The organism is Paenibacillus terrae HPL-003 (genome assembly GCF_000235585.1).
Classification (GTDB): Bacteria; Bacillota; Bacilli; order Paenibacillales; family Paenibacillaceae; genus Paenibacillus; species Paenibacillus terrae_B.
The window spans coordinates 4,155,537-4,169,839 of the sequence record NC_016641.1 but is presented as its reverse complement, the minus strand read 5'-3'; the positions used below and the strand labels follow the sequence as shown (position 1 = coordinate 4,169,839).

The 14,303-nt window shown below is 43.8% G+C and carries 16 protein-coding genes and 1 pseudogene; 2 read left to right on the top strand and 15 right to left on the bottom strand.

Annotation, left to right across the window (positions count from 1 at the left end):
- Positions 1 to 10: 10 nt before the first annotated feature.
- The 9 genes and pseudogenes from HPL003_RS19030 to HPL003_RS18990 form a co-directional block, all read right to left on the bottom strand.
- Positions 11 to 1,480 carry an MDR family MFS transporter gene (locus tag HPL003_RS19030; RefSeq protein WP_014281359.1) on the bottom strand — a complete coding sequence of 490 codons (1,470 nt, stop codon included), beginning with the start codon at positions 1,478 to 1,480 and terminating at the stop codon, positions 11 to 13.
- 12 nt (positions 1,481 to 1,492) lie between these two features.
- Positions 1,493 to 1,768, bottom strand: coding sequence for a hypothetical protein (locus HPL003_RS29925; RefSeq protein ID WP_238533397.1), 276 nt, complete (start codon positions 1,766 to 1,768; stop codon positions 1,493 to 1,495).
- Positions 1,769 to 1,974: 206 nt separating this feature from the next.
- On the bottom strand, positions 1,975 to 2,892 hold the full coding sequence (gene folE2, locus HPL003_RS19020) for a GTP cyclohydrolase FolE2 (protein WP_014281357.1): 918 nt from the start codon (positions 2,890 to 2,892) through the stop codon (positions 1,975 to 1,977).
- Between the two features lie 13 nt (positions 2,893 to 2,905).
- Positions 2,906 to 3,176 (bottom strand): annotated as a pseudogene (locus HPL003_RS28235) (iron-sulfur cluster assembly scaffold protein).
- A 421-nt stretch (positions 3,177 to 3,597) separates the two neighbouring features.
- Complete coding sequence (locus tag HPL003_RS19010; RefSeq protein WP_014281355.1) at positions 3,598 to 3,942, bottom strand: cupin domain-containing protein; 345 nt, start codon at positions 3,940 to 3,942, stop codon at positions 3,598 to 3,600.
- 427 nt (positions 3,943 to 4,369) lie between these two features.
- Positions 4,370 to 5,086 carry an SAM-dependent methyltransferase gene (locus HPL003_RS19005; RefSeq protein ID WP_014281354.1) on the bottom strand — a complete coding sequence of 239 codons (717 nt, stop codon included), beginning with the start codon at positions 5,084 to 5,086 and terminating at the stop codon, positions 4,370 to 4,372.
- A gap of 5 nt (positions 5,087 to 5,091) precedes the next feature.
- Positions 5,092 to 5,724 (bottom strand): TetR/AcrR family transcriptional regulator, encoded by a 633-nt coding sequence (locus HPL003_RS19000; protein ID WP_014281353.1) that lies wholly within the window; start codon positions 5,722 to 5,724, stop codon positions 5,092 to 5,094.
- 501 nt (positions 5,725 to 6,225) lie between these two features.
- On the bottom strand, positions 6,226 to 6,561 hold the full coding sequence (locus HPL003_RS18995; protein WP_014281352.1) for a YolD-like family protein: 336 nt from the start codon (positions 6,559 to 6,561) through the stop codon (positions 6,226 to 6,228).
- Between the two features lie 12 nt (positions 6,562 to 6,573).
- The gene (locus HPL003_RS18990) at positions 6,574 to 6,768 is read right to left on the bottom strand and encodes a hypothetical protein (RefSeq protein WP_014281351.1); all 195 of its coding nucleotides are present in this window, start codon (positions 6,766 to 6,768) and stop codon (positions 6,574 to 6,576) included.
- 337 nt (positions 6,769 to 7,105) lie between these two features.
- On the opposite strand from HPL003_RS18990, the gene HPL003_RS28925 reads away from it, so the two are divergent.
- Entirely contained in the window at positions 7,106 to 7,927 is an 822-nt protein-coding gene (locus HPL003_RS28925) for a hypothetical protein (protein WP_014281350.1), read from the top strand.
- Between the two features lie 288 nt (positions 7,928 to 8,215).
- Here HPL003_RS28925 and HPL003_RS18980 read toward each other — a convergent pair whose 3' ends face one another.
- The 3 genes from HPL003_RS18980 to HPL003_RS18970 form a co-directional block, all read right to left on the bottom strand.
- Entirely contained in the window at positions 8,216 to 8,704 is a 489-nt protein-coding gene (locus HPL003_RS18980; RefSeq protein ID WP_014281349.1) for a hypothetical protein, read from the bottom strand.
- A 157-nt stretch (positions 8,705 to 8,861) separates the two neighbouring features.
- Complete coding sequence (locus HPL003_RS29915; RefSeq protein ID WP_014281348.1) at positions 8,862 to 9,224, bottom strand: response regulator; 363 nt, start codon at positions 9,222 to 9,224, stop codon at positions 8,862 to 8,864.
- Positions 9,225 to 9,685: 461 nt separating this feature from the next.
- Positions 9,686 to 10,039 carry a hypothetical protein gene (locus tag HPL003_RS18970; protein WP_014281347.1) on the bottom strand — a complete coding sequence of 118 codons (354 nt, stop codon included), beginning with the start codon at positions 10,037 to 10,039 and terminating at the stop codon, positions 9,686 to 9,688.
- 241 nt (positions 10,040 to 10,280) lie between these two features.
- On the opposite strand from HPL003_RS18970, the gene HPL003_RS18965 reads away from it, so the two are divergent.
- A complete protein-coding gene (locus HPL003_RS18965; RefSeq protein ID WP_014281346.1) occupies positions 10,281 to 10,532 on the top strand; it encodes a helix-turn-helix domain-containing protein in 252 nt (83 codons plus the stop codon).
- Between the two features lie 1,026 nt (positions 10,533 to 11,558).
- On the opposite strand, the gene HPL003_RS18960 is transcribed toward HPL003_RS18965, so the two are convergent.
- From HPL003_RS18960 to HPL003_RS18950, 3 genes are read right to left on the bottom strand one after another with little or no spacing between them, the layout of a single operon-like run.
- The gene (locus tag HPL003_RS18960; RefSeq protein WP_014281344.1) at positions 11,559 to 12,554 is read right to left on the bottom strand and encodes a metal ABC transporter substrate-binding protein; all 996 of its coding nucleotides are present in this window, start codon (positions 12,552 to 12,554) and stop codon (positions 11,559 to 11,561) included.
- A 55-nt stretch (positions 12,555 to 12,609) separates the two neighbouring features.
- Complete coding sequence (locus HPL003_RS18955) at positions 12,610 to 13,458, bottom strand: metal ABC transporter permease (protein ID WP_014281343.1); 849 nt, start codon at positions 13,456 to 13,458, stop codon at positions 12,610 to 12,612.
- Positions 13,404 to 14,111: a metal ABC transporter ATP-binding protein gene (locus HPL003_RS18950; protein WP_014281342.1), complete on the bottom strand. Its 708-nt coding sequence runs from the start codon at positions 14,109 to 14,111 to the stop codon at positions 13,404 to 13,406. Before HPL003_RS18950 ends, HPL003_RS18955 begins: the two co-directional genes overlap by 55 nt.
- Between the last annotated feature and the right edge of the window lie 192 nt (positions 14,112 to 14,303).

The window sequence follows — 14,303 nt, the reverse complement described above, 5'->3', positions numbered from 1 at the left end:
CCCTTCCTGTTCAAACCTTAGGTGCAGCCGCAGACGCTTTCGCTTCCGGGGTATCACTGGATGTACGACGCGCTCCTTCCTTGCGAAGGAAATCAGGGGTATTCAGGAAAAAAGTGGCGGGGATCGTGAGTAAAATCAATATACTCATCCCGATAAAGCCTTCCCTGATCGCTTGCAGCGTTCCCGTTTCCACCGAATAGCCTCCCATCAGAAGCTGAGCCTTGCGAACTTCAAAATAAATCGAAATCACAACCATTCCAAGCGAAGAGGTCAGTCTTCGCATCACATTATTCATTGCTGAGCCTTGGGCTACCAGTTCATCGGGAATCGCATTCAGCCCAGCCGTTGTGGCAGGCATATTCGACAGACCCAGCCCAATTCCCCGCAGCATCATGAGGATGAAGATCATCCACAGCGGTGAATTCATCTGGAGCATACCGAGCATCGCCGTAGCCGCGCATGTGATGATAAGTCCCGTGCCGATCATTCCTTTGGGCCCCTTGCGATCTAATTGCTTGCCCGCTATCGTGACGAACCACCCTGTACATATAGCGGAAGGCAAAAATACAAGTCCTGTCATCATGGCGTCAAAGCCGTACACATTTTGCACCAGCATCGGAACCAGAAAAATGCTGCCGAACATCGCAATCGCCTGTACACTCGCCACGATGACGCTCAAGCTGTAGGTTGGTATTTTGAAAATATGCACATTCAGCAGCGGCTGTTCCTTCACCAGTTCCATTCGCACGAACAGAACCAGCAAAACCGCTCCTGCAAGGAACAGCAGAATATGCAGCGGGGCAATCAGATCCGCAACTGTCGTTGTTCTGCCCAGCGCAAACAGAATGAACCCCACACCCAACGTGACCGTTATAAATCCGCTGCTGTCAAAGGTGCGCGACGGATTGCTATGTGCAGCTGTTAAATAACGTATCCCCATCAGCAATCCCAGCAGTCCGGTCGGCACATTTATGAGAAAAAGCACCTGCCAGCTACTTAGAGACAGCACGATTCCTCCCACCGTAGGCCCGAGCATCGGAGCCGCCATAATCGCAATCCCCCAAATTCCCGTTACCTTGCCGCGTTCCTCCTTGGGAAAAGCTTCAAAAATCAGCGCCAGCGACAACGGAATCATCATTCCGCCTGCCACCCCTTGCAGCCCCCGACAGAGGATTACGGTGATAAGCCCCCACGATAACGAGCCGAACAAGGAACCTGTGACAAAGAGCGCAAGTCCGCTCAAATATACTTTCTTTTTTCCAAAACGATCTGCCAAATATCCGGTTAATGGCATCGTCATGCCCATCGTGATTAGAAAAATAGTGATGAGCCAGCTCGCCGTGGCAGCGTTCGTATTAAATACTCTAATGAAGGACGGAATCGCCGGGTTCAGCGAACTGTTATTCAGCAAAACCGTAAAGGTGCCGAGCATCACCGTGATGACGACCTTCCATTGCTCGGACACAGCCCGTATTTTCATCCCTCGGCCTGCTTAACCATGACCGTGCTGCAACCCGGCATAGGCCACATGCACCTCTTCATTAAAAATGAGGAAAGTATCGTCGATTTGGCGCTCCGTCACAATCAGCGACGGTAAAAAGCGCATCACGGCGGAATGCCTTCCCCCCGTATCCTTGACATGGATGCCCTCTGCTTCAGCGATGGCAATGGGGATACGGCGGAGGTAGGATCTGGCATTGGATTCCCGTGCAGCCTGACTCTCCAGATAACGGGTGCTATGCGAGATAGCAGTAGTAGCTTTTGGCAACTCGATCACTCCTTTGATATTGATAATCATTTTCAATCAATTCACTTTCTTATTATATGGAATAAATATCCTGTTTCCATGGACATTTCAGACCGGAATTTGGACAAAAACTGCTTCCAATTCCTAAAATAGAATAAAAAACCACAATAAAAATCGTCATTTCGACCATTTTCACTGTGGTTCTTTGGCATTTCTTCCTGACAGAATCAGGAGCGCTGTTTTTCATATGAGATTTTTGCTATAGCATCGTGCAGATGGATGGATTCTTCATTTCGGCACTCCACCGTGAAGGCACGAACGGCCTCCAGCTCAACCAGATCGGCAGCAATCAGCCGCACCATATCCTCGACAAAGCGCGGATTTTCGTACGCTTTTTCAGTTACGGCCTTCTCGTCGGGGCGCTTGAGCACCGGATGCAGCGGAGCGCTGGCATTGGATTCTGCTGCATCCAGCAGCATGACCTTCCAATCCTGCCCCAGCTTGTCCGGCTCATCTATATGCGCCTCCAGGGTCACCACGCCCCGCTGATTGTGGGCACTGTACTCGCTGATTTCCTTGGAGCACGGGCACAAGGTGGTTACTGCCACCGTCAAGCCAACCACGGCACGACTTCCCCGTCCTTCCTTATAGCAGATTCGGATCAGCGCCTCGGCATGGTTCAGTCCCGTCTTGTCCAGCACAGGGGAACACCGTTCGTAGAACCAGGGAAACGAAAGCTCCAGTTCGGCGCATTCTTGATTCATCCGCACAACCAGTCCTTCCGTAAAACGGATCAGCTGCTCCAAATCCGTCGTTCCGCCCTGCTGCCGATATTCCTCCAAATGCTCTGTCAGACGGCTCATATTGATCCCTTTAGCCTCACGATTGAGCGAGGTTGTCAGCTTAAAGGTTCCTATGCTTACCTGAGACGAAGGACTCAACCCTGCCTCCACGGTAATGGGATGCTTTACTCTGGCGATGCCCACCTGTTCAATGTCGAACAAATAGTTGAGCTTCTCATTTTGCAAATCGGACATGTGTTCCTTCGTGGTGGGTTTATCTCCCGGAATAGGGTCCACCGAGCCGAACAGCCGATGGCGCTCCGCCTTGGAAGGCAGTTCCGGGGTTACTCTATCTTCTCTCACATTAATGACTCCTTCAATTATGATTTTCCAAGATGACCGGATGCTGTTCCAGCAATTGACTGGCCTCCCTTACAGACTTTCGCTTGACCAGTTCGGTCATCATGGAGCAGGAGGCCATACTGATCGAGCAGCTTGAACCTTCAAATTTGATCCTGAATGCAGTCGTCTTGCAGCAGCATATATAAAATCATGACATCTCCACACGTCGGATTCTTATATGGAAGTACGATAGCGTCATCATCTGTAAGCTTGCCATAGTTTCGTGGTTGCTTGTAATGATCCATAATGGTTTGCCGATAAAGTCGTTCCAGCATTATGCCACCTTCTCTAATTGTAATAATTACGATTAATTTATATTACTACAAAAGAAGCGTACGGTAAACGTAATAGCTTCCGTAACCTTTCTCCAACAAAAAAAAGCCACCATATATGGCGGCCTTCCTCTATTGTACTCTATGATTTTATTCAGCCGATTTAGCAAGAATACGTGCAATCTGCTCACCAGTCAAATAAAACATACAGGCATGGCAGCGCATCCAAATCCATTATTTTCGTAAGCCTCCAGAGAAGGCCAACTCTCCTGAATCTCATCCATGATATCATCGAGCCCCCGTCAGATGCTGCTGCTTTAATAAATCACGATCCATTGCAACGATACCCCCCAAACGGGCTAGCTATACGGTCTCTGGCACCTGTCCCAAAAAATTATTTTTCAGCCAAGACCCGGTCACCTCTGCTCGCAGGCTGAGAAATCACCAAAAATTCAACATCCTTATTCGTTTCGTTAAACATTTGATGAGGAACCAAAGGAGGAACCTCACAACCTTCCTGAGAGCCCAATTCGATTCGTTCACCATCCACTTCAAGTATGGCTGTACCTGATAAAATAAAGAAGAATTGGCGTGCATGATGGTGATAATGTCTGACCTCGTGTGTATTCCCGGGCATACGCTCATGAATAATACTCAAATCATCATTTTTCACCAAACGCCAACCATCACATTGATCTCCCCATATGTAATGTTCGGCATTGTTTTTACTTATTTTCAAACTGAACCCCTCCTTTTGCGATTACTGATTCATTTTAAGCCTGTATTCATACGGCTACAATCTTATTTTCATCCAACAGGACGAACGTAAAAAAAGTCCGACTTAGGGCCGTCCTCCGTAAAACAGTATCTAACAAAGTGTGGCGTAGCGTAAAAGCTACACCATTCTTTCATCTATTGGGGTGTTCAGTTCTGGCAGGATACCCACCAAACGGCCCGGATTTTCTGCTGGTATCTTTGGCGTACCACTCGTTTATGATGTTCAAAAATGGGGTGAAGTCGCTGTCCTGCTGGTTGTCGCTGTCAGTTCCATTGTTGATAGCAATAAAGCGAATGCCTTTCTCAACAAAGAGGACTTCGGTATAAAATCCTACTTTCAAATAGTCACTTGCGGCAGTTTTTGGGAAAATGGAACTTTTACAACAATTTTACTTCTTTTGCAGTACGAAAGCGATAAAGTTCAGGTATTTCCCACCGCCAGCTTCCATTGTTTTGCGGTCATTGACCGCAATCTCATTTTCTTGGTTCAGCCACACCTCCCAAAGTTCCTCATTGCCCTCCATCTCGTATATGGAAATGATTTTGGCGTCTTGACATTGATTTACAATTTCTGTCCAATAGTGAATATCGCGCAGATAGATAAGCTGTTCCGGTGTCCACGAGAGAAGCAATTCTTCCGGCAGATTATCATGGCAATCCTTTTTCATACCGGGGACACAGGCATAAATATAACCGCCGCTTTTGACGAAAGGCAGTAGCTTTGCATCTAAGTATTCCGGGTCGCGTCCCCAATAATTATAAGAATCTGTACTGACTACCGCATCGAAGAATTCTTTTTCAAATGGAAAATTGGTAGCGTCAGCCTTGACTGGTATAATCTGTTCGTGGGTTAGCCCCATCTCGTCAAAGAATTTGCGGTTTTCCTCCGGGTCACTCCACAAATCGGCGGCGTAAACAGTGAAACCATAATCTTTGACAAGCATAACGCTTGTAAGCCCCTGCCCGCTGCCCAAGTCGCAAACGAGGCTTCCGGCGGGAATTTTATGCTTGATAAGCATTTCCTCCTGCAATTTTAAGGGGTTAGGTCCCATCATTTTTGCTTGTAATTTGGGTAAGTCGTATTTTTGGCTTTTAATATATTCCATTGTGATTACTCCTTATCTTTACTCATTTTCGCTATGTTTTTTTGCATAAAGCGCTCGATGTGCGCCGCAAAAAGATTCGCGGCTTCCTCTTTATCCGGGGATAAATCATAAATACTTAACAACAGGTAATATGGTGCATAAAACTCAAGTGCTAATTGCTTCGGATTACTTTTGCTCAAAATACCTTGCTCTATCATTTCACGGAACAAATCCTCCATATAATCTACCGGCCCACCTGCAAGGCACTTTTGATACAGGTCTGCCATATCAGGATTTCTGTATTGCTCCAATGTAATCATTTTGCGGAAATTGCAGCCAAATTCATCCTCTGTCCAAAAACGGAATTGCGCCTTGATGAAAGCGTCAATTTTATCTACAGAAGTATTGTGGTATGGCAATGGTGCTTTCTCGAATACTTCTTCTGGAACCTCAAATTCCCGCGCTCGCTCATAATCCATTTGATAGATACGCTCCACAATGCTGTCAAATATATCCCGCTTATTCTTGTAGTGCTTATACAAAGCTCCTTTTGTCATTCCAAGCTTCCCGGCAATAGCGCTAACCGAAACAGCTTCATAGCCATCTCGCGCAAACAAGCGGAGCGCGGTATGCAAAATATTTTCTTTTGTATCCGACATCTAAAAACCCCCTCTCAGCAGCAGTGAACCATCGTTCACCACTTATTATGGTAAACGATGGTTTACTTGTCAATAGGTAGCGTCTTTTTATTTGCAAAAAGCCATATTGGTAGGCGATAAATTGGCCTTGCCGCTAAACGGCAAGTAGGGCAAGTGTACACACACTTGCACATTTTGAGATTTTCCCTTGTGGGAAAATCCTCAAAATTGCTTGTTGGGGTAGCCACCCCAAACCCGGCTGATGTTGCGTCATATCGCTGTCGCTCATTCCTTATTTACCTTCGGGCCAAGTTGGCCAGAAGTCCTAAAGTGCAACCAGTTATCCCTTCCATCGACAAACCTGTTTATTTCGTTCTACTTATTAGGACGGAGAATAAAAAAAACAGGCGTATCGCTCATTTGAACGATACGCCTGTTTTCAGACATTTTACTTGGCAGTGCCCATAAACAGTTAAGTTTTTATACTGTCTTATGCAGGACTACCATACCCGGACTATTTTTTTATATATCTGCCTCTATAATTTCCTCCAGCTTAATCCAGCTAAAATCCTCTTCCCCACGGGACAGCTTCACTTCCCGCCGACTCGTGTTAATCACCGTCACAAACCCGCACAGCTCCTCGTCATCAAATGGATTGAATACCCGCAGCGTAATGGGCTTTCGCTCGTTATAGGAAACGATGATCGCCTGCTCAATCTGCTGCATTTCCTGATCGTCCAATGTCGGCTTGCTGCGTCTCCCCTGCTCCTTCATGAGTCGCAAATAGGCATCCCGATGCTCAGGCAAGATCATGCGCGAGCTTTCCCATATGCCGTTCCCTTCAAGCTTTTTCCCCATCGTAAACGCCTCCTATGCTGTTCTGGTTACCGGATGCCATGCCAGTACCTGATCTAATCGAAAAACGCGTGGCTGGCCTGTCTGTAAACAGGTAGCCCGTATCAAACCATTCCGCACACGGTGCACCTCAATGCGCCGCTGAGACAGCTTGCCCTTCCGGTCCATATACACGATTTCCACGATCTGTCCCACGTATTTTTCCAGCATGCTCCTCCACTCCTTATCAGAACGTTTGTTTGTATTATATGCGAACATGCGTTTGATTATCAATGTTAAATATCCCCTGAGAGAATGTGATGCTCTCAGGGGATTATTTAACACGCTTTGACATCAAAAATGGATCTTCCCAATCGTAATTCCAACCCATATGCAATAAAACATCATAGTATTAAAACCTATACCCTAGAACGCGGAATATTCCAAACTCCAATATATATGGGTTTTATAAACATTTATTTATAAATATAGGCATTAATGTTTAGACAATACTTTTCAATTTTTGTAGTCTTGGTAAGAAAATAAAATTTAAAGGAGTGTAATTATTATGAAATTTGTAAAGCTAACTTTATTCACAGTAGTTTGGATGATGGTTCTCTTTTTTAGTACTAGCCACAGCATATATGCTGCGGCTACGGGGGATGTCCTTAATAAACCGGAAGAAGGATGGTCTCGTTATGAAGCGAATACGCCCGAGATCACCTATCTTGGTGGTAATTGGTTTCGTGATAATACTGGACCAATAACCTGGACTTCTCCCTGGCAAAAATCTGGAACAAGTCTAAAATTTAATTTTAAAGGCACTAAATTAAGATTAATTTCTACCACTTGGTGGTCTGGTTCTAGCAGCATTGATGTCGTTATAGATGGTGTTAAGGTTGATAACTTTTCTTTGACTGGAAGTGACGTAGCAGCCCGTAAAATCATGTACGAAAAATTAAACTTGCCTCAAGGAGAGCACTCTGTTGAATTTGTAAATAATACACCAAACTATTTATTTATATATGCAATTGATACTGATGGGTCGTTACTTCCTTTTAAACCTGTCGAGGTAGAGCCAACTCCTGAACCTTCTGAACCTTCTGAACCGTCAGAGCCCTCTGAACCGTCCGAACCCTCACAACCGAGTGGTGACCGTGCAATTCTGGTTGTGACTATGGATAACGGGCTTGAAAAAGAATTTGATATAAGCAAGAAGGAACTAGCCTCTTTCATTCAGTGGTATGACGCTAAAGATGCCGGACGGGGTGCTTCTTTCTTCGCCATTGATAGACATAGCAACAACAAGGGTCCTTTCAACAGCCGCAAAGACTATGTAATATTCAATAAAATTTTGACGTTCGAAGTAAAAGAATATTCAGCTAAATAATAATAAATTAGGTCTTTTATAGTACAGCACGTCCACAACTAATTCAATATGTAACACCCCCTCGAAGTTGGACAGCTCTTAACATTAGAAAAGTGGCAAGCCTCCGAGTGATGAGGGGCTTGCCATTTAACGTTCTGATTGACAGGTACATTGACCCACAATCGAGTAGATTGACTAGAATGTCTTCCCTCCAAATAAGGCTCACTGAAAATGGCAAAGAGGACAAACTGATTGTCACAATGCGGCAGCGGCTACTTACTTCTCCAGAATTAAACTGCTGGTGCGGGATTAAAATTCGTAGGTGGATAGCTTGATATCCTCTTTATTCAAACTTTTCAACGGATAGGCTGGGCCATTCCAATAAGTCAGGATATCAACAGGCTCGTTAGCGCTATGTTCTTTTAACATAAGAGATAATTCAGGCAACAAATGCGGAAGCTGGTAAGAGCTTGTTATAAAATGATACTCTTCCGGACTATCACATTCTTCAGCTCTGTAAAAAACAAAGTAACCCTCGGTGTTGTCCCCGATGAGTACAATGTAACGAGCAAGAAAAATAATTTCACCATTGGAAAAGGGAATGGAATAGGTCGCATTAGGAATTAAATCCGTTTCCACCCCCTCTATGCGCACGGTAAGTTCACTGTTAAGAGCATCTATTCTTTCTCGTTGCTCGCTAATGAGGTGTTCATAACTTATAGGGACAAGCCCTCCTTTCCTAATCGTAGTAATCAATTCATCGATAAATACTTTTTGAGACAAAACCCGATTACTCATCCTATTCATCTCCACATTCATTTAAATCACAACCTTCTTACTTATTTCAAAGTGCTTCATATTTATGTAAATTAAAATCTTATGTCATAGAGATGCTCTTTTGTTCAACTTATGGATTGCAGCCATCATCATGAATGGGCACGGATAACCCGATCAATCAACTACCAAATATTTTTGTGATTGCGTTCACAACTCTCTCCATTTCAAATGGTTTAACAATGAAATCCTTTGCACCTGCCTGAAATGCTTTGATAATCGCTTCTTGCTGACCCAAAGCAGAGCACATTAAAATTTTAGCCTGAGGATCAAGCCCTATAATCTTTTCAACAGCCTCAAGTCCATCCATCTTGGGCATATTGATATCCATGGTGATTAGATCTGGACGAAGGTTCGAGTACTTCAAAACAGCGTCATACCCATTTTCCGCCTCCGCAATAACAGAGTGACCCAAATCCAAAAAAATATCCTTAAGCACAGATCGCATAAATAAAGAATCGTCGACGACTATAATTGTTGCCAAGGTTAATCTCTCCTGTCGTTTTATATATCTTACTTCATCATTCAGATGCTGACTGCTGAACAAAATGCATATCCAAGTTTCAATATCGGTGAAATAATAACCGAAGTTAATAGAAAAAATCTGTAAAAACAAAAACGCTACCATTGGATTACAAATGGAATTTTAAACTAGATACTATTGAATTAGTTTTCAAAACAGGTTTTCATAATGACGTAAATTATTCCTGTAGAGTGAAGATCACAAAGTACTAGGTATCCACTGAAACCTTTGCACTATCTGGACTTAAAAGGTGCCTATCGTGTCACTCCGCAGACGGAGGATGCTTCCCGGGGACAAAAAGTAACCGCTTCGCTTATACAGCACCATTCCGCCTACTCCGTTTTCATGGGAATTTACGAACCAGTTTTGATTAACACTTTCTACTTCTTTAGGATTCTTGGCTTTAGAATATGTAACCTACATTATAATGTTTCAAATTCAAAGCCCCCTGTCATACCATGCATTACATCACAAGTGAGCCAATCTAATGCATTTTTACTTAATAGCTTCATAACAATTTCTTGTATCTTTACAGTTATGTCTCCTGTTACATAAGATGCTAATTGAATAGATGCAGTGCTACGATCCTCCACGTAAAAACGTTGCAAACCTGTTTGATAAATTCTCTCCACTCTTGCCAAATGAACAGCGTCAGTTAGAACATACACAGCATAGCCTGGCTTAATAAGATAGGCCTCGCTCGTTTCATAATCAAGTTCTTCCTCTTCCCATACATGAACAATCACAATTTTCTCAAGCACAGCAATATCTGACATGTTCTTTTCCTCTTTTCTAAAATGGTTTTATTTGACCAGATCAAAACTTAATCTAACAACCAAGCAAATATAATTATCAATTCCTTTTGTGAAAAAGAGATTTCTTGTAAATGTTATCGTTTAATATTTATCATTAAACGATAAATCAATAATAAATATACACTCTTAAACGTTTATCGTCAAATGATTATTTCATAATGCTTACTAACAGGGTAAAATACTTGATAAGAGGTGATTATCTTTGGCGATAAACATAAAGTTAGAAGAAACATTGAGCAAAGCAGGAATCACAAAAAATGCCTTGGCTCGCGAAGCAAAAGTTCGACCGAACTTAATTTACGATATGTGCGATGGTAAGACAAAACGCGTAGATCTGGAAACATTAAGTCATATTCTCGACACATTAGAAGATCTTACAGGTCAGAGACATTACCTGAGCGATGTTCTGGAATATATCCCGCATAACGAAAAAAACGATCACACTCCTGTCTAATGGAGATAGATCGTTTTTTTATGCTCTACATATAGAGATAACTGCTTATAGTAATAAGTAAATATAATAATATCACAGCTTTTTTATAGCTAAATCCATGTTTCAATGACTGTTTCGGTGTGAAATCCACTTTTTTTTAACAATGGAATGACTTATTTAAGTATATTCCTCACCTCTTGATGTGCAGATTATCCCCTAAAAACAGCTTTATACAAGCTTTCTTATAAACAAATATAATAATAAAGTTGTAAAATACGACTGACAAGTGTACAATAAAATTAACAAAAAAAGAAACCAAAGTGTCGCAAAGGCGCCACGGCTTCTTTAAGGTTTTTGCGAAAATAACCGCTTCCCTACCAAGAGCGCGGTTATTTTCTTTTATTTCTATATGTCTGAATCAAGCTAATTATGGAGAGGGTTACGGACAGCAGTTTTACCACTGGCTCTACATACTTCAGAACAATTGTTAACTGCTCTAAAAAGTACGACATGGTTTCGATGATATTTATCATATCGACCTCCATGCCGTGCGCCTTTGCTCGTTACATCATACATTATATTCACAAAAAAACCTAACTTTTCAATTTCAAATTCCGTCTAAGGCTCTGATCGCCAAAAGCTCGTTCCAATACTAACATTATCTAACTGGTGATTTTGGCACAAAAAACTTACTCCTACTCAAAGTTCAAGTCGGAATAAGCTTGTAGAAAATACAGACGTGCAGTTAATTCCCCGATTAAATTGTGGTAGTCCTTTCTTTTGTATTTATTCATTATTGTTTATTATAGAATTTGAATTGGAAAGATGGACATTAAAACGAAGTAGCCGGAATGGTGCTGTACAAGCGAAGCGGTCGCTTTTGTCCCCGGATTTCTCCCCCTTATAGTTTTATTCAAGAAATCCGGGGACGGTGGCGATGGGAAGCACCATCCGGATGCGTAGTGGCACGATAAGTAACTTTTAAGTTCAGCTTATATAGACATAAAAAACTGACACCGTGGTCGTACCGATGTCAGTTTACAGACTTTATTCATTCAGGGCTTTTTTCAAAGCCTCTAGGTTGTTTTTCATAACGCCAAGGTAGTCGAGGCTCTTCTGTTTGTCTTCGTCCGTCAGTCCTTCGAGTGGGTTCAGTACATCGGTTTTTGCACCGATTTCAGTAGCTACGGTCTCAGCGACCTTTGGATCAACAAGGGTTTCAAAGAAAATCGTTTTCACATTATTCTCTTTGGCAAATTTGATAATGCCCGCCAGCTTGTCTGGTGTAGGCTCTTGCTCCGGGGATAGTCCGGCAATCGGCACTTGGGTCAAGCCATATTGCTTAGCCAAGTAACCAAAAGCAGCATGCTGGGTAATAAAGTCTTTGCGTTTTACATCTTTCAGATCTGTTTTAAACTCGGTATCCAGCTCTTTCAATTTAGCGATGTAAGCATCAGCATTTTTTTCATAATCAGCTTTGTTCGCAGAATCTGCAGAGATAAGGCCCGCTTTAATGGACTCTACTTCCTTTTGGGCCAATACCGGATCAAGCCATACGTGGGGGTCCAGCACATGATCGTGACTATGACCTTCCTCAGCATGTGCTTCTCCTTCTTCCTCCTCAGCAGTACCTTCCATCAGGTTCAACCCTTTGCTTGCTTCAACCACAACACGCTTGTCGTTAGACGCACTGCTCAAAGCCTGTTCTGCCCAGCCTTCAACGATACCGTTATATACAAAAACGTCGGCATCCTTCACCTGTGCCATATCTTTGGCGCTTGGCTCCCAGTCATGCGGCTCCGCACCAGCAGGAATCAGCGCGGTTACATCAGCATGATCTCCAGCGACCTGCTTTGTAAACTCATACATCGGATAAAAAGTGGTAACCACTTTCAGCTTTTTGCCACTGTCCGTCGTTTGCGCCTGATTCGGCTCGGTTTGGGGAGTGTTTGTAGCTGTATTATCAGATTTGGCTCCGCAGCCGGACAAAATAAGTGCCAGCCCCGCAGACAATACGAATGATTTTTTGAACCATGTATTCATGTTCATAACTCCTTTATTGTTTGGTTTTTCAGAATACGAATCGTTTCTGTTTCATTTACTGGCGTGCTGCATTCTTCTGCCGAGAAGCCTGCTGCTTACCCAGCTTGCGGACCAGCTTTTGAATACCGATTCCCACGATCAGGAATAATAACAGCACCATGGCAATCGTCCCTCCTGGGGGTGTACTCAGTTCATACGATGCAGTTAAACCCGAAAATACCCCGATCAATGCGGTCACCATAGATATCCAGATGGCTGCGGCAAAGCTCGGTGCAATTCGAATCGCCAATGCAGCCGGTAACACGATCAGTGAGGAGACAAGCAACACACCGACAATCGGCATTGCAGCGGCTACAATCATCCCTGTCAAAATGCTAAACGCAAATGAAATGGATTTGACAGGAAGGCCGTTTGTCTTCGCCGTCTCTTCATCAAAGGTAATCTGATACAAAGGACGCCGAAATACGAAAAAGAAAATACCCCCGATCACAGCGACTGCGATCATCAACATCAGCTCTGTCTGATTGACCGCCACCACTGAACCGAACAAATAAGCGGAAAAGCCTTTATTAATACTCTGATTCAGGTTCATTAAAATCACAGCCGTCGATAGGCCGCCGACCATAATAATGGCCACAGAAATCTCACTGTACGTTTTATAAGACCTGCGGACGTACTCAACGATAATCGCTCCGATTATCGCTACAATAAATCCGGTTATCGTCGGATTAATGCCCAAATAGGCACCCGCTGCCACCCCTGCCAGCGATACATGCGATAGCATGTCCGCCATCAGAGCCTGACGCCGCAGCATCAGGTACACTCCAAGCACCGAGGCCAGCAGTGCAATTACCCCACCGGCACAAAATGCCCGCTGCATGAAGTCGTAGTGCAGCATTTCCATCCGCCATCTTCCTTCCTCTCAAGCTCAATAATACGATCCAGATAATGTTGCACTTCCGATAGTCCATGGGTAACCATGACTACGGTTCTTCCATATTCCTTAACCTGCTGATTCATCAGATCGTAGAAGTGATGGCGGCTTTCCTGGTCCATTCCGGTCGTGGGCTCATCCAAAATGAGCAAATCCGATTCCTGAGCGAGCGCTCGTGCAACACAGATGCGCTGCTTCTGTCCACCCGACAGCTCACCGATTTTACGATGACGCAAATCCCACATGCCTACCTGACGAAGCGCCTGCTCTGTCCGATCATGATCCTCGGGCCGCATGCGGCGCAACCAGGAGCCATGAGTGTATCTTCCCGAACGGACAAATTCCAAGATGGTACTTGGAAATCCGCCATTAAAAGCAGCAATTTGCTGCGATACGAATCCAACAACAAGCTTCTTGCCCTCACCTGTGCGGTCGGACATAAACACCTTGCCCTTCCAAGGTTGAAGCAAACCGAGCAACAATTTGAGCATTGTTGATTTGGAAGCCCCATTCGGCCCGGTAATGGCCACAAATTCGCCAGAAAAAATTTCAACATTGGCATCTACCAGATTAGGAACGTCCCCGTAGCCAAATGTAACTTGTTCCAGTGAGGCTAATAACATGACGCAAACTCCCTTTCCTTTAAAAAGCCTGGAGCCATCTGAACGACATACCTCCGCGCAGATTCTCCAGGTCGTTTATCCTCATTAAACCATCTACCGTAATTATTACGATTAGCTAATAAAAAAACAAGCGTTTGATAAACGTAACCTTTACGCATTAGCAAGTTTAACAGTTTAGGAAAGGTTCGTCAA